The sequence below is a fragment of the Polaribacter sp. HaHaR_3_91 genome (assembly GCF_019278525.1).
GTDB lineage: Bacteria > Bacteroidota > Bacteroidia > Flavobacteriales > Flavobacteriaceae > Polaribacter.
This window is the reverse complement of the sequence record NZ_CP058986.1, coordinates 1,267,695-1,284,455: the sequence shown is the minus strand read 5'-3', so window position 1 is coordinate 1,284,455 and position 16,761 is coordinate 1,267,695. Positions and strand designations below refer to the sequence as shown.

14 protein-coding genes are annotated in these 16,761 nt (G+C 30.4%); 10 read left to right on the top strand and 4 right to left on the bottom strand.

All coding sequences use genetic code 11. The features are described 5' to 3' along the window. Positions 1-218: 218 nt before the first annotated feature. From H0I27_RS05300 to H0I27_RS05290, 3 genes are all read left to right on the top strand, one after another. Positions 219-743, top strand: a complete 525-nt coding sequence (locus H0I27_RS05300) for a hypothetical protein (protein WP_218732833.1) — start codon at positions 219-221, stop codon at positions 741-743. Positions 744-779: 36 nt separating this feature from the next. Next, the gene (locus tag H0I27_RS05295; RefSeq protein WP_218732832.1) at positions 780-2,198 is read left to right on the top strand and encodes an MBOAT family protein; all 1,419 of its coding nucleotides are present in this window, start codon (positions 780-782) and stop codon (positions 2,196-2,198) included. A gap of 101 nt (positions 2,199-2,299) precedes the next feature. Beyond that, positions 2,300-3,121, top strand: coding sequence for a hypothetical protein (locus tag H0I27_RS05290; protein ID WP_218732831.1), 822 nt, complete (start codon positions 2,300-2,302; stop codon positions 3,119-3,121). A 32-nt stretch (positions 3,122-3,153) separates the two neighbouring features. On the opposite strand, the gene H0I27_RS05285 is transcribed toward H0I27_RS05290, so the two are convergent. Beyond that, entirely contained in the window at positions 3,154-3,615 is a 462-nt protein-coding gene (locus tag H0I27_RS05285) for an Lrp/AsnC family transcriptional regulator (RefSeq protein ID WP_165733172.1), read from the bottom strand. Positions 3,616-3,768: 153 nt separating this feature from the next. Between H0I27_RS05285 and metE the strand changes: the two genes are divergently transcribed. The 4 genes from metE (at position 3,769) to H0I27_RS05265 (ending at position 8,152) form a co-directional block, all read left to right on the top strand. Continuing rightward, positions 3,769-6,075 carry a 5-methyltetrahydropteroyltriglutamate--homocysteine S-methyltransferase gene (gene metE / locus H0I27_RS05280; protein WP_218732830.1) on the top strand — a complete coding sequence of 769 codons (2,307 nt, stop codon included), beginning with the start codon at positions 3,769-3,771 and terminating at the stop codon, positions 6,073-6,075. 87 nt (positions 6,076-6,162) lie between these two features. Beyond that, the gene (locus H0I27_RS05275; RefSeq protein WP_218732829.1) at positions 6,163-7,458 is read left to right on the top strand and encodes an NAD(P)/FAD-dependent oxidoreductase; all 1,296 of its coding nucleotides are present in this window, start codon (positions 6,163-6,165) and stop codon (positions 7,456-7,458) included. Continuing rightward, positions 7,459-7,767: a hypothetical protein gene (locus H0I27_RS05270; protein ID WP_218732828.1), complete on the top strand. Its 309-nt coding sequence runs from the start codon at positions 7,459-7,461 to the stop codon at positions 7,765-7,767. A 1-nt stretch (position 7,768) separates the two neighbouring features. Beyond that, positions 7,769-8,152 carry a hypothetical protein gene (locus H0I27_RS05265; RefSeq protein WP_218732827.1) on the top strand — a complete coding sequence of 128 codons (384 nt, stop codon included), beginning with the start codon at positions 7,769-7,771 and terminating at the stop codon, positions 8,150-8,152. A gap of 101 nt (positions 8,153-8,253) precedes the next feature. Here the strand turns inward: H0I27_RS05265 and H0I27_RS05260 are convergent, their stop codons facing one another. Both H0I27_RS05260 and H0I27_RS05255 read right to left on the bottom strand, forming a co-directional pair. Further along, positions 8,254-10,077 (bottom strand): cytochrome-c peroxidase, encoded by a 1,824-nt coding sequence (locus H0I27_RS05260; RefSeq protein ID WP_218732826.1) that lies wholly within the window; start codon positions 10,075-10,077, stop codon positions 8,254-8,256. Positions 10,078-10,153: 76 nt separating this feature from the next. Beyond that, positions 10,154-11,671, bottom strand: coding sequence for a PhoX family protein (locus H0I27_RS05255; protein WP_218732825.1), 1,518 nt, complete (start codon positions 11,669-11,671; stop codon positions 10,154-10,156). Between the two features lie 451 nt (positions 11,672-12,122). Here H0I27_RS05255 and H0I27_RS05250 point away from each other — a divergent pair, with 451 nt between their 5' ends. The 3 genes from H0I27_RS05250 (at position 12,123) to H0I27_RS05240 (ending at position 15,550) form a co-directional block, all read left to right on the top strand. After that, positions 12,123-14,279: a TonB-dependent receptor gene (locus tag H0I27_RS05250; RefSeq protein WP_218732824.1), complete on the top strand. Its 2,157-nt coding sequence runs from the start codon at positions 12,123-12,125 to the stop codon at positions 14,277-14,279. A gap of 203 nt (positions 14,280-14,482) precedes the next feature. Next, the gene (locus H0I27_RS05245; protein WP_218732823.1) at positions 14,483-14,902 is read left to right on the top strand and encodes a DUF2141 domain-containing protein; all 420 of its coding nucleotides are present in this window, start codon (positions 14,483-14,485) and stop codon (positions 14,900-14,902) included. 24 nt (positions 14,903-14,926) lie between these two features. Next, positions 14,927-15,550: a M48 family metallopeptidase gene (locus tag H0I27_RS05240; protein ID WP_218732822.1), complete on the top strand. Its 624-nt coding sequence runs from the start codon at positions 14,927-14,929 to the stop codon at positions 15,548-15,550. Between the two features lie 69 nt (positions 15,551-15,619). Here H0I27_RS05240 and H0I27_RS05235 read toward each other — a convergent pair whose 3' ends face one another. Then, a complete protein-coding gene (locus H0I27_RS05235; RefSeq protein ID WP_218732821.1) occupies positions 15,620-16,705 on the bottom strand; it encodes an amidohydrolase family protein in 1,086 nt (361 codons plus the stop codon). Between the last annotated feature and the right edge of the window lie 56 nt (positions 16,706-16,761).

Sequence of the window (16,761 nt, the reverse complement as noted above, 5' to 3'; positions counted from 1 at the left end):
ACTTATCCCGATGAAAAGAGGGACCTTCTAAAAAGAAAAACATATTTTCTTACAATACTAAAACGCAATCATTAATTTGATTGCGTTTTTTTTATTTTAAAATATACAAGTGAGGCTACTTAATCGCTATGATAATTCAAATTCCTTTGTTAAATTTGCAACAACAAAGAGATCCTTCAGGTTTTAAAAACCTGAAGGATCTAAATTATAAAAAACTTTTGAAGCAATACAACAAAACCAACTTCTTTAAACATACTTTTTGTGAATTCAAACAAATAGAAAACTTTGAATTCCCTGAAGACACCAATTATAAAAGTAAATCTGAAAGTATGTATTTTTATACCAAAGAAGGTGTATATAGAAAATCTAATCATTGGGGACGTGTTGCCAATTGCAGGTGGAAATTAATTGCAAATGAAGATTATAAAAACCAACAAATAGTAATTGGTTTTGCAAAATGGGCAGACTTCTACTCTATCAATTCAACTGAAAAAATATTTTTTATTACTGTAAATTTTGAAGAAAAAACAGCTAACATTCAACCTAAAAAAGAAGAAACCAACAATCTTCTTATTACATTAAATGAAGCACAACAAAAAATAAAACAAATTTCCATTTTATTAAAAGAAACAAAATGGGCAAGCTATTTTGAAGATGATATAGACATTACTCGTTATAAAGTAATTACAGAATTCATCAACACCAATAAAACTTTACAACAAATAAAAAGAGAACAAAAATAATAAAAATGTACTTTTGCAATAAAGGTCTGCTATCTTATGCTATTTAATTCATTAGAGTTTTTACTCTTTTTACCTACTGTTTTTACACTATATTGGTTTGTCTTAAAAAAATTAAAAGTACAAAATTTATTAATATTAGTAGCTAGCTACATTTTTTATGGCTGGTGGGATTGGAGGTTTTTATCTTTAATATTACTAAGTACTTTAGTTGATTATAGTATTGGTGTAAGATTAGACAAAACAAATAACCAACAAAAAAGGAAGCTTCTCTTGTGGTTAAGTTTAGCATTTAATTTAGGTTTACTGGGCTTTTTTAAATACTTCAACTTTTTTATTGACAATTGGGTAGATGCATGGTCTAGCTTTGGTGTTACAATGCATAAAAGTTCTTTACAAGTTATATTACCTGTCGGTATTTCTTTTTACACTTTTCAAACATTAAGTTATTCAATTGATGTATATCGTAAAAAATTAAAACCAACAAAAGATTTTATTGCTTTTGCTAGCTTTGTATCTTTTTTCCCACAACTCGTGGCAGGACCAATAGAAAGAGCCACCAATCTACTACCTCAGTTCTACCAAAAAAGATCATTTAATTATGATTTAGCAGCTTCTGGAATGAAACTCATTTTGTGGGGACTATTCAAAAAAATAGTAATAGCAGACAACTGTGCAATGTATGCTAATGAAATTTTTGGAGATTATCAACATCAATCTAGTTTAACATTAATATTAGGCGCCATCTATTTCGCTTTTCAAATTTATGGGGATTTCTCAGGTTATTCGGATATCGCTATTGGAACCTCTAGACTATTTGGTTTTAACTTAATGAGAAACTTTAATTACCCTTATTTCTCTAGAGATATTGCTGAGTTTTGGAGGCGTTGGCATATTTCTCTTTCTACTTGGTTTAGAGATTATCTTTATATCCCGTTAGGAGGTTCAAAAGGAAATAAATTTAAACAAATTAGAAACGTATTTATTATTTTTCTAGTTAGTGGCTTCTGGCATGGAGCAAATTGGACTTTTATATTTTGGGGAGGACTAAATGCACTCTTTTTTTTACCTTTATTATTAACCAATAAAAATAGAAAAAATACAGGCATTGTTGCTCAAGAAAAATACTTACCATCTATTAAAGAATTCTTACAAATGCTAACAACATTTATTTTAGTAACATTTGCATGGATATTCTTTAGAGCAGAAACAGTTACTACAGCAATAGATTATATAACTAGAATTTTCTATAATACTGTTCAAACAAATAGTTCAATAGAAAAGTTTAACTTTATAATTTTACTATTTATATTATTAGAATGGTTTTCTAGAAAAACAGAGACTTTAAAAATTAAAAATAAAGTTTTACGTTATGCTTTCTATTTTATAATTGTTCAATCAATCTTATTCTACACAGTCTCTAACAAAGTAGTAGATTTTATATATTTTCAATTTTAATGAAAAAATTTAGAACCAAAATATTCCTAATATCTAGCATAATTATAAGTATTAATCTTATAATTTATATTTTATTGAGTCTTGGAAGTTGGATTACTCCAATGGAAACAAAAAAAGCAAGCTTTTTTAACAACACAATAGAAAAACCTATTTACGTTATTGCTGGTTCTAGCATGGGGAATTCTTTTGACTCCGAGTTAGTTTCAAAAAAATTAAATAGAGAAGTATTTAATACCTCTTTTACTTTATCGCATAAATCTAACTTTATTTTAAATTATATATCAGACAAAGTAAAAAAAGGAGATATTGTTGTTTATGGACCTGAATTTGATAATTATTATGACCAAGACAACTCTATCTCAACAGCACAATTAGCTTCGGTATACAATAATTCTTCTTTTTTTAAATATCAAAATTTTCAACAAAAAATAAAGTTTATATACAATATTCCTAAAATGAATGTTTTACTTTCTTACAGAAAATTAAAATCCTTTTTAAAACCAAACTTATACAACGATTTAAAAAAATACAATTCAAGAGGTGATTATATTCATCACAAAAATGAAAAAAGAACTTGGAATGCTAGTCAAATAAGTAGGTATGAAAAATATAATTACAATCATGTAATAAGCACAGAATTTAAAAAAAATATTTTAAAAGCAAAAAAAGAAATCGAAAAAAAAGGAGCTCATTTATTTATCACATTCCCTCCTATTGCAGAGTCTGAATATGATGATAGGTTTAATACTGATATTATAAATTTTTATAAAAAAACAGGTTTAAAGCTAATTGGAAACCCGAAAACATTTGTAGTTAATGATAGTTTAATATTAAACCACCCTTACCATACAACTTATAACGGAACAAGAAAGAGAAGTCTTATTTTTATACAAAACTTTAAATCAATTTTTGAACTAGATTAATCGATAAAACTTTACAACAAATTAAACGAGAGCTATAAAGGAATTCCGTGGTTATTCTTAATTTCTCCCATCACAAATGTACTATGAGCACTTCCAATACCTTTAACAGACCCCAAACTTTGTAAAACAAAAGATTGATAATGTTTCATATCTTTTACCATCACTTTTAATAAAAAATCGAAATCGCCAGAAGTATTATAGCATTCTGTTACCTCTTTAAGAAACATAATATCTTTTACAAACTGATTTCCTATTTCTTTGGTATGTTCCTTTAACTTCACATTACAGAATACAATTAAAGAAACATCTAACTTCTCACTACATAAAACAGCCGTTGTTTTTTTTATATAACCTTCTTTTTTTAATCGTTTTATGCGATCAAAAACAGGCGTATTTGTAAGATTTACACGTTGAGCAAGTTCTTTTGTAGTAATATCTGCGTCTTTTTGTAATAAACGAAGTAGTTGTAAATCAATTTCATCAACTTGATACATAGAATATTTTTCTTTTTTAAGTTCAACTACAGTACATAAAAGTATTTTACACTGTCTTTGACTCAAAAATAGTTTTATATTCTGAATATGAATCAAAATACATTATTTTTATTTATAAGTTATAGGTTTGTACAGTAATTAAAACTTATAACAATGAAAACTACTATTTTAGGGCATCCAAGAATTGGAGAAAAAAGAGAACTAAAAAAAGCAATTGAGAGTTACTGGAAAGAAAATATAGATGAAACAACGCTATTAAAAGTTGCCAGCGACATTAAAAAGAAAAACTGGTTGAATCAAAAGGAAATAGGAATAGACCTTATTCCTTCAAATGATTTTTCTTTATACGACCAAGTTTTAGATATGTCGTTAACCTTAAATTGTATTCCTAAAAGATTTAGAGAATTAAAAAATAAGGTATCTTTTGTCGATTTATACTTTGCAATGGCACGTGGTTTTCAAAAAGATAGTTTTGATATTGTTGCAATGGAAATGACTAAATGGTTTGATACTAATTACCATTATTTGGTTCCTGAGTTTGAAAAAGAGCAACAATTTGAATTGAATTCTTGTAAAATTATTAGCGAATATCGCGAAGCTTTACAAATAGGCATCAATACAAAACCTGTATTAATTGGACCTTTAACTTATTTATTGGTTGGAAAAGAAAAGGAAAACGGCTTTCATAGATTAGAGTTATTAGATCGTTTATTACCTACTTATATTCAATTAATTGAAGAATTACAAAACGAAGGAGTAACGAATATTCAGTTTGATGAACCTTACTTATCTTTAGATTTAACACTTAAAGAACAAGAGGCTTATTTTAAAACTTACACTCTTTTAAAAGCTAAATTTCCTAAGATTACATTAATTTTAGCTAACTATTTTGGAAATCTAAACGATAATTTAAATCTAACATTATCTTTACCTGTTGATGTTCTACATGTAGACTTAGTTAGAGGTTTAGATGAATTAGATACTATTTTAAAGCATCAAAATAAAGAGCAAATACTTTCTCTAGGTATTGTTGATGGAAGAAATATTTGGAAAAATAATTTTGATACATCCATAGAAATCATCAACAAAGCAAAGGCAATTAAAGGTGATAACCTTTGGATTTCTTCTTCATGTTCTTTATTGCACAGTCCGTATGATTTAGATAACGAAAAAGATGGTTCCATTCTAGAAGAAGTAACACAATGGTTGGCTTTTGCTAAACAGAAGTTACAAGAAATTGTTTTGCTTAAAAAAATAGCTCAAGATAATTTACAAGCATCAGACATTAAAGAAATCGAAGCCAACAGACTCGCTTTTATCAACAAAGAAAAATCTACACTTATACATAACAACAAAGTTAAACAACGTATAAATGCATTAACAGAGGCAGATAGTTTAAGGAAAAGTGTTTTTGCAGAAAGACAGAAAAAACAGCAACAAGAATTACAGTTACCTCTTTTTCCAACCACAACTATTGGTTCTTTTCCACAAACTAAAGAAGTGAGATCTTTAAGGTTACAGTATAAAAGAAAGCAAATATCCGAAGAAAAATACAACTTCTTTTTAGAAGAAGAAATAACTAGTGCTATCAAATTTCAAGAAAATATTGGCTTAGATGTTTTAGTTCATGGTGAGTTTGAGCGTAATGACATGGTAGAATATTTCGGAGAAAGATTAGCTGGTTTTGCTTTTTCTAGTTTTGGTTGGGTGCAGAGTTATGGTACAAGGTGTGTAAAACCTCCTATTCTTTTTGGTGATGTGTCTAGAGAAAACCCTATGACTGTAAAATGGACAGCATATGCGCAGAGTCTATCTAAAAAATATGTAAAAGGGATGCTTACAGGGCCTGTAACTATTTTACAATGGTCTTTTGTTAGAGATGATCAACCAAGAACACAAACGTGTAATCAAATTGCTTTAGCGATTAGAGATGAAGTTGCTGATTTAGAAAAAGTAGGAATAAAAATTATTCAGATTGATGAACCTGCCATAAGAGAAGGTTTACCATTAAGAAAAAATAATTGGGCAGTCTATTTAAAGTGGGCAGTTAATGCTTTTAAAATATCGGCAAGTGTGGTTAAAGATGATACTCAAATTCACACACACATGTGTTATTCTGAATTTAACGATATTATTGCAAATATTGCAGATATGGATGCCGATGTAATTACCATAGAAACGTCTCGTTCTAAAATGGAATTATTAGATGCTTTTGTCGATTTTAAATATCCCAATGAAATTGGTCCTGGAGTTTATGACATTCATTCTCCAAGGGTACCAAACGTACATGAAATAGAAAGTTTACTCATAAAAGCAACAAATTTATTACCTCAAGAAAACATTTGGGTAAACCCAGACTGCGGATTAAAAACAAGAGATTGGCCAGAAACAAAATTGGCTTTAGAAAATTTAGTTGCTTCTGCAAAATTAATGAGAGAAAGAGTAGCAACCACAGTTTAATAAAAACAGAACAGTTTAAGAATTAGTCTTAGGCTGTTCTCTTTTTTTACGTAAACATATTGTATTTTTGATGTTAAAATATACTATATGAACATACCACAAACTAGTTTCCCAAGAGTTGTAATTATTGGTGGTGGTTTTGCCGGTTTAGCTGCAGCTAGAGGGTTAGAAGAGCAAGAACTGCAAGTTGTGTTAATTGACAAACACAATTACCACACATTTCAACCTTTATTATATCAGGTTGCAACAGGTGGTTTAGAGCCAGATTCTATTGCCTTTCCTTTAAGAAAACGTTTTAACGATGTGGAAAATTTCTATTTTAGATTGACTGAAGTAGAAAAAATAAATCCAGAAAACAATACTATTGAAACTGCTATTGGAAACTTAGAGTATGATGAGTTAATTATTGCGACAGGCTCTACAACCAACTTTTTTGGAAATACAAACATCCAAAAACATACGATGGAAATGAAGTCCATTCCGCAGTCTTTAAATATTAGAAGTCTAATTTTAGAAAACTTCGAAGAAGCTTTATTAACCTCTAATATTGAAGAAAGAAACGCTTTGATGAATTTTGTAATTGTTGGTGGTGGACCAACAGGTGTAGAATTAGCTGGTGCTTTAGCAGAGATGAAAAAGGGAATCTTGCCTAAAGATTATCCTGATTTAGACATTCGACAAATGCAGATTAACTTAATTCAAAGTTCTGATTGTTTGTTAAAAGGAATGAGTGCTAAGGCTTCTGAAAAAGCAGAAGATTTTCTAATAAAACTAGGTGTAAATGTTTGGAAAAACTTACGTGTTTTAGATTATAATGGAAAAATAGTTACCACAAATGGAGAAGATCATTTTAAGGCGGAAACCGTTATTTGGGCTGCTGGCGTAAAAGGACAAATGATTGATGGTCTAAACACTGAATGTATTATTGAAAGAGCTGCTAGAATAAAAGTAAATGAATACAATCAAGTTTTAGGGCACCCAAATGTATATGCAATTGGCGATGTTGCTTGTATGTCTTCAGAAAAAACTCCTTTCGGACACCCAATGATGGCACAACCTGCTATTCAACAAGGTCGGTTAGTTTCAAAAAATATATTGGCAAAATTGTACAACAAAGAACAGAAGGCATTTATTTATAAAGACAAAGGAGCTATGGCAACTATTGGACGTAATAAAGCCGTTGTAGATTTAAAAAACTGGAAATTTCAAGGAGTTTTTGCTTGGTTTGTTTGGATGTTTGTTCATTTGTTTTCTTTAATCGGATTTAGAAACAAAGCGATTGTTTTTCTAAATTGGGTATATAATTATATTCGTTTCGATAGAGAAACCCGTTTAATTATTAGACCTTATAAAAATAAAAACAGCTTTAGTTTTAGAAAATAAATGGCAGAAAAAAGAATCATAAAGTGTCCGAACTGTGGGGTTTTTAACACCAATAAAGAATATTGCACAAACTGCAACACCCTAATTTCTCATCAAAAGAAAAGAGAACTCAAAGCCAATGTTGTAAAACAAAATGAAATTGACAAGGTTATTCATGAAAGAGAAAACCCCAATTTAACAGAAAGATTAAAAAAACATCCTAATATTTTGTATAAAATTACCGGTTGGATTTTGTATTCTGCATTTACAATTGTTAGTATTATTGGTGCTGGTTTGGCTTGGTTTATTGCAATGGTTGCTGCGGGTTAAGATGAAAAAAATACTCTTTTACTATTTTTTGATTTCTTTATTAACAGGAAGTACAATCTATCTTCTTCAATATCTTTCCTTTCCTTTACCTAAATTTATTAGTTTTTATGTGAATGATTTTTTAATCATTCCGATTGTTTTATACATCAGTTTACAAATTTTAAAATGGTCTAAAAACGATAAAAGTTACACGTTGAGTTTCCCTATAATTCTATACGTTTGTTTTATGTATAGTCTTTTATTCGAGTTTATTTTCCCTAAATACTTAGCAAGATATACCACAGATATTGTAGATATTCTTCTTTATTTTGCAAGCGGACTTCTATTCTACTACCTTCAAAAGATAAAGACTGATAAAATTTCGAAAGAAAACAATCGCATTTAATACAAGTGCTATTGCAAAAAAAAACTTCTTTAGAAAGTTCTTTTGACTAATCAAAAAAAGTATTCTAAAGAAGATATAAAGAAATAAAATACACTTAATTACTATTTAGACTCTTCATGGTTTTCATCAAGTGTTTCCGTCAACGTTTTCATAAAAGCAACAATGGCGTTTTGTTCTTCTGCAGTTAAGTTCAATTCATCAAAAGGTAAGGTTTGGTGCTCTAAATTAAAACCTAATCCGCCGCCACCGCCAAGGTTATAAAACTCAACAACCTGCTCTAAAGTATTGTAAACACCATTGTGCATATACGGAGCAGTTAATTCAATATTCCTAATAGAGGGTGTTTTAAACATTCCTTTATGCAGTTCTTCTTTAAAACTCCAATAAAACCCTAAATCATTATCTAATTTTTTATTTTCTGCTGTTTCCGGAACTCCAATAACTTCTTTCTCTGTTTCTGTAAAAAAAGGAGGCACTGTACCATTTGTTAATGGCATAAAATGGCAAGTGGCACATAAAGCTTTTCCCATAAATAAATTGTAGCCAAGTTTTTCTTCATTAGAGAAATTATTTTCTTCTCCTCTCATATTTTTATCAAATTTAGAATTGAAACCATTTAAAGTTGAAACATAAGATGAAATTGCTTTTATAACATCTGTATTATTAGATGACACTTTACCAAAAGCATCTTTAAAAAGAGGCGTGTACGTCGAATCTTTTAAAATAGCATTAGAAAATTTATGCACATTAGAGTTAAACTCTTTATCATTTGTAAAAACAGCTGAAATTTGATCTAATAATGTATTTGATCTTCCATCTAAAAAGAAACTTTGTTGAAAAGCGGTATTTATAAGTGTTGGTGTATTTCGTTCTAAAAGATTCCCTTGATTATCAATATTAAAATCGATATTATCTGCATAACCTTTGTCTTGTAAATGACAAGTTACACAAGCCATCTTTCCATTTTTAGAAAGTTTAGGGTCTGAAAATAATTTTCTACCTAAAGCTATTTGTTTATTGGTTGGATTTTGATTGATAGCTGGCGTAAAATAATTTAAACTAAAACTATTGTCTTCAAAAAAGGTAGGCGCATCAAAATTAAAAGGAGTTGTATTTATGGGCTTCCAAAGCGCACTCACTTTTCTTATTTCAACCCAATTTCTAGTAATCGAGTTCATGTAATCTCTTGTAAAAGTAAAACGATCAAAAGTATCAAAATCTTCATTTTTTTTAATAAACGAAATAGCACTTTCAATGTTACTGTTAAAAGCAGCATCTAACTCCTTATTTTTTCCTTTTACAACACCCTGTATTGTTTGCTCATAAACGGTTTGCAAACTTTCTAAAGAAATAATCGTTTCTTTAATACCTAAATGACTCAGGGGTGTATCGAACCCTGAAATAGCTAAACTTATAATTCTTAAAAGTTGTTGATGTGTTGCTATAAAAAAACGTTGCGGATTTAATGGTCGTTTTATAATCCCTTTTTTAAGATTAGAAAGCAATCCTTTTTGCACATACAATTCTTGTGTAAAATCGGCTTCTGACGTCTCATTATCAAAAATACTTTCTTCTATTTTTTGATAGCCTACTGGTTTTATTATTTTACCTGTATCTTCCTTATAAATTGGTAAGGCTGGTCCGTTAGCTCTGTGGCCAACTTCTGGGTTTAAATAAGATGCATAAGGCTCTGCTTTTTTAAATGCAGCTCTAGATAATTCAAAATACTTTTTTGATTTTTCTCCATGCATTCCTGAAACCTCTAAACTATCGATATACAGCAAAGCAACATCTAAATTTTGAGCATAGTACTCTTGTGCAAAAGACCAATTAACGATAGGAATCATTTCTTTTTTATCTTGATTACAAGACATAAAAAGAATACCCATTAATAAAAAAAATAATGATTTAAAATATTTAAACATATTGAAAGTTCTAAAAAATGAAAGAATCTTCATTGTAAAAATGAAGATTCTTAGTATTAAAAATATAGTTTGTGTATTATCTTTCCAATCCTTTTAATAAAACAATTTGCCCACCTTGGTTATGTGGTAAACTGCTTGAAACGAAATCATCACTTTGCCAATAATGTGGTTGTAGGTTTAAAATAAAAGTATCTGGAACTCCAACTTTATCAGAAATATCTGTTAATGCACCAAACTCACCAGAAAAACCAGATGAACCTGATGGGGCTAAATTATTTTCAATTTTTAATGCTAAAACAACTTTAGTATTGTTTCCACTTAAATCACTTTGATAAATTTGAGCAGCATGATTTCTTGCAAAAGAGTTTGGATCTTCTTGCGTATAAATAAAGTTCTCTGTTACACAAATATTATCTGGACTTTGTAATTCTGATACATTACCGTCTTTATTATTAGTATCTGTATTACCACTAATAATTTGCGTTAATTTACCTTCTAATGGGTTGGTTGCATCTAATTCAATTTTATAAACGGTACCCCAATCATTATAAGTTCCTCTTCCGGGACCTCTTCCGGTTACGGCAAAAAATACGTCTCTTGCGTTAGCATCACTACCTTTTCTATAATCTACATCTTCTACTCTCATAAACTGAGAAGCAAACACATTTGTACAAGCTGTTTCCATTTCGTTTTTAGTTAAACTAGCACCATCAACAATTTCAACAAATTCTACATCATACGATTTAGAGAAATCTAAACTTCCTTCGTTGTAAACAGTATTCGCTGCAACATCCATTGTTCCTCCAGCACCATCAGATACTTGTTTAAATCTTAAAACATATACTTTTCCGTTTTCTAAATCGGCATCACCATTTTCAGAAACATACATAATAACTTGTCCTTCAGAACCACTAGAATCATCATCACCACCAACAATTACTGTTTTACCAGCATATGCTCCTTGTGGCAAAGGCACTGCATTTTCCCAAGAGAATTCTCCTAATGCATCTAAACCAAAATCTGCTGTAGGTGTAGGAGTTTCAATCCAAGGATCTATACCCTTTACGTCATAAGCATAACTCTCTGAAGCCGATAAAAAGATATCTTTATCACCACCATGTATAGCTGCTTCCCACATAGTTCCAGAACATTGTCTTGCATAATCTGCAACACCACTATTTAATAACCAATCTCCTTCTATAGGATTCAAGTCTTTGTCAAAACGAATTCTAGAAACTGCGTAATCGTCTTCTGCGTTTACAACATAGATATACTCATCTCCATCTTTTAAAAATCCTGCACCGTCTTGTGCACCAACTAAACGAAAACCGTTAGAAAGTACATCGGTAGAACTTATTAAAGAAAAAGCTTCCACTGAACTAAAGTCTGAATTTATTGTTACTAAAGGAGCTAAAGAAGATTTGTTAGAAAACATTTCTGGAGAAGGTGTAAAATCCTCACCATCTTCACCGTCCGATCCATTAACACCATCAATACCATCCACACCGTCTTCAGGATTACAACTCGTAAAAACTGTACTTACAGAAGTTACAACAAAAAGGAATAAAAATAATTTAAAATACTTGTTCATCATTTAATTTATAAAGGTTAATTAATTGATCACAAAAATATCTTTTGAAGCCTTCTCAAATATTAACTAAGCATTACGGTTCCCTTAATCTTGAGTAACCTTACTGTTAAAAACATTAATTAAATATTAACGGGTACGTGAAATTGAAGCTATAATATTAAGTAAACATAAAGAAAAGATGGGCACTAATCCTTTCATGACAAAGCCTACCTATGATGGATCGCTCATTTTCAACAAACTAAAACGGCATAGTTAATAAGACCTTAAAAGGCTTTCCTAAATTTATAAAAGAAGATATTTATCATATTTAAAAAGCGTTTATTAAGAAAATTAAAAGCAGTTGTACTTATTTTATAAAAATTTTACAACTCATCATTCAAAAATTACAACTCAGTATTTGTTTTTATTTTTAACATGAATAACACCACATCTTTGTAGCACCAAACCAAACAAGATGAAACATATTCTACTTTTAATATTATTAAGCTGCCAATTATCAGCAATTGCACAAACCACCATTTCCGGAAAAGTAACAGATTCTAAAAGCAAACCTATCAATGGAGCAAATGTTTATTTAGACGGGACGTATGATGGAACCTCAACGAATGAACTAGGAGAATTCTTTTTCAAAACCGATGAAAAAGGAACACAAACTTTAATCATTTCTTTTATTTCTTTTGAACCCTTTATAAAAACAGCGGATGTTTCATCTCTCAAAAATTTAAAAATTAAATTAAGAGATGATGTAAATTCTTTAGACGCTGTTGTTATAAACGCTGGAACGTTTGAAGCAGGAGAAAAAGCAAAAGTTACCGTTCTAAAACCACTAGACATTGTAACTACAGCAAGTGCTTTAGGCGATGTTATGGGCGCTTTACAGACACTTCCCGGAACTTCTACAGTAGATGAAGATGGACGGTTATTTGTGCGTGGTGGAGAAGCAGAAGAAACTCAGATTTTTGTTGATGGAATTCGTGTTTTTACACCTTACACTCCATCCGCAAGAAACATTCCTACTCGTGGACGCTTTTCTCCTTTCTTATTTAAAGGAATTTCTTTTTCTACCGGTGGATATTCTGCAGAATACGGACAAGCATTATCGAGCGTTTTACAATTAAATACCATTGATGAACCTACAGAAGAAAAAACAGATTTGTCTTTTATGACTTTAGGCTTGGGTGTTGGTAATACACAAATTTGGGGAAACAATTCATTTAGTGTAAATACTTCTTACATCAATTTAGCACCCTATCAAGAAGCTTTTCCTGATAGAAATACATGGAAAAAACCAGTACAATCCTTAAGTGGAGAGATGGTGTATAGACATAAATTTAAGAATGAATCTTTATTAAAATTATACGGCGCATTTAGTTATACAGATTTCGATGTCATACAAGATGATATTAATTTTGTGGATGGATTTCGTTTCGGGCTAAAAAATAGAAATCTTTACTTTAATACTTCTTACAAGAATAAATTTGGAGATAATTGGAGAATAGAAACGGGGTTTAGTTTCACCAACGATCATTCTAACCTTAAAATTATTGACGATTTAGTAACTGACAATGAAAACTCTATGCACTTTAAAATAAAGCTCAAAAAACAGTTTTCTAATCGATTTAAAGTAAGTTTTGGATCAGAATATTTTATGACCAATTTTAACGAAGGTTACAACGCTAATAATAACAATGAAATAGAATATGGGTTTCAAAATAACATCTTTGCTTCGTTTGTAGAAACAGATATTTTCTTTTCTAAAAATTTGGCTACAAAAATAGGTGTCCGTGCAGAACATTCTGAGTTATTAAATGAATCTACAATTTCTCCTAGAACCTCTATTGCTTATAAAGTGAATAAAAACGCACAATTTTCCTTGGCTTATGGTCAGTTTTATCAGAATCCTAAAAATGAATATTTAAAATTTAGTCAAGATTTTAAAGCCGAAAACACCTCACATTTAATTGCCAATTATCAACATACAAAACAAGGTCAAATTTTTAGAATCGAAGCCTATTTAAAAGAATATAAAGACTTGGTAAAATATGACGATAACCGACCAATATTTACAAGTAAATTTAACAATAACGGAAATGGTTACGCAAAAGGATTTGATATTTTCTGGAGACAAGATGGTAAAATAAAAAATACTGATTATTGGGTTTCTTACTCCTATCTAGACACCAAAAGAGATTATAAAAATTATCCAACTGCTGCAACTCCTAATTTTGCATCAAAGCACAATTTATCTGTGGTGGCTAAACATTGGATAGCAGATTGGAAAAGTCAAGTTGGATTTAGTTACAGTTTTGCTTCCGGCAGAAATTACACCAACCCAAATGAAACTGGTTTTTTAAATAATCAGACTAAAAACTATAACTCTTTAAGTGTAAATTGGGCCTATTTAATAGATCAACAAAAGATTTTATATTTCTCTGTAAACAATGTTTTAGGAACTCAGAATGTATTTGGTTACAACTATAAAAACAGCGCAGAACCGAATGGAAATTTTGAGCGACAAGCCATTATACCAAATGCTGATAGTTTCTTTTTTGTAGGTTTCTTCTGGACAATTAGTGATAATAAAAAGACAAATCAGTTAGATAATTTGTAGTAATTTGTCATTCCGAAATGAGCTTCTTGGGCTATTAAGGAATCCCTTCATAAAAGAAGATTTCCCATCGTTCATACTTCTCTTCTTTGAAATGAAGCTTAAACCACAACTCAGAAACAAAAAACAACAATTCGGTATTATTCTTGTGTATTTTACGTAGAAACATCAGATATTTGAAATATCAATAAAAAAGAAAAACAATTATGAAAAAATTACTTATAATACTAGCCATCGTTTTTAGTGGAATCTTATCTACTAATGCCCAAGAAGAAACCGCAGATTTAACCATTAACATTGCTGGTTTAAATTCTGATAAAGGAATGTTATTAGTTGGTCTTTACAACAAGAAAGACCATTTCTTAAAAAAACAATTTAAGGCAGATACTGCAAATATTAAAGATAAAAAATCTATAGTCATTTTTAAAAATTTACCAAAAGGTGAATATGCCGTTTCATTTGTTCATGATGAAAATGATAACAAAAAAATGGACACGAACATGTTTAAAATTCCTAAAGAAGACTATGGTTGCTCAAACAACGCAAGAGGCTTTATGGGACCTCCAAAATACGATGATGCTAAATTTCAATTAACAGCAAACAAAACAATTGAAATTAAAATATAACCCAACTACCTAAAACTTTTTAAGATGAAAAAATCTATTTTAATGATCGCAATTTTCATTGCGACAGGAATTTCTGCGCAAACAAAATATCAAAAAGGAATGCAAAAAGCATTCGGACTCTGGCAAAAAGGAAACATGACGGAAGCTTCTCAATTATTTGAAAGAATCTCTAAGGCTGAACCCAAAAAATGGATGCCAGCTTATTATGCTGCAACGGTAGAGATTTTAAGTAGCTTCGGTTTAACAGATGAAACTGTTTTAAAATCGAAATTAACAAAGGCTCAAGAATTTTTAGATGTCGCCAAATCAAATTCAGAAAATAATCCAGAAATTATAATTACCCAAGCACTATTAAACCTCGGTTATATTGCTTTTGATGGACAAAAGTACGGGATGACTTTATCAGGAGAAACCAGTCAACTATATGCAAAAGCATTACAAATTGCACCCAACAACCCTAGAGTTATTTTAGGAAATGCAGAATGGAATATGGGGTCTGCTCGTTTCTTCGGAAAATCTACAAAACCATATTGTGCAGAAATTAAACGTGCCATTGAGCTAGGTAAAAAAGAAAAAATTGATATTGAATTCTACCCAAAGTTTATGCTAGAAAGAGCTGAAAACCTTTTAAAACAGCGTGAGAAATAGTATTCAGTTTTCAGTTGCAGTTTTTAGTTAATTATTAACAGAATACTGCAACTGTAAACTGTCAACTTATTAAGAGAGTATCTTTTTTATCAACTCTTGCTTAGCAACCTCATCATCACCAAACAACCACTGCAACACATTATCTTCCCAAATTTGTCCTTTTTCTGTTTCAGTAATAATATTCTCACGTATTGCTAAATCTAATATTTTACCAGGATAAGAAGACTGTGCATCACTTTCCATTTCTCCTAACGGATACGGATCGTCTAAGCCCATTAAAACCTGACTTGTGCCTTGTCTTTTAAACATTAATTTTAAAGAATCTGTATCGTGCACCAACGTGTCAAAAAAGATATTTTTATGACCAACGGCTTTTCTAGGATGCGTTTTACCTTCAAACAAATCAGGTCTACCATCAAAACCCTGAATTCTTCTTCCTAAATTCATTTGCGCCAATTGTCCTCCATGTGCAAAACACGTTCTAATATTTTTAAAACGCTCTTGCATTCCGTTTAATGTATAAAAATGATACGCATCTCCACATTGTGCCAACATCCAAATTAAATGAAAACGCCAATTGGTATTTTCTAATTTTATCATTTTATCACCATCATACGGGTGAATTTCAATAGCCAGTTTATACTTGTCAGCTAATTCAAAAATAGCATCATTTTCTTCGTCAAAAACACAACGCCATTGCCCTATCGAGTCCATAAAATGTGTTGGTAAGCATAATACTTTTAAGCCTAATTCTTCTACACAACGTTTTATTTCATCTAAAGCACCATAAATAAAACCAGGATGCACTACAAAGCCACAGGTAAATTTAGACGGATGTTCTCGCTGCACTTTTGCATTAAAATCATTCTGAAAACGCAACGCTTTTTTCATTTCTTCTAAACGCAAACCATTCCCGTATAACTGAGAAAGATTCAACACAACCGCATGATCTAGCTTGTTTTTCTCCATCCAAAGTAATTTTTCATCTAAGAAAAAACTAGAATGCGTTACAGGTCTTCTCCACCCTTTTTGTAACATGTGTTTACGCTCATCATCTACCCAAAAAATCTCCTTTTCCTTCATAAAATCAGGAATTTCTTCTGGATAAGGTAATAAATGTGAATGTCCGTTTATGCGTAGTTTTCTTTTTTCCATATTTTTTTGTCATTGCGAGGCACAAGCCGTGGCAATCTTTTAATAAGAGATTACTT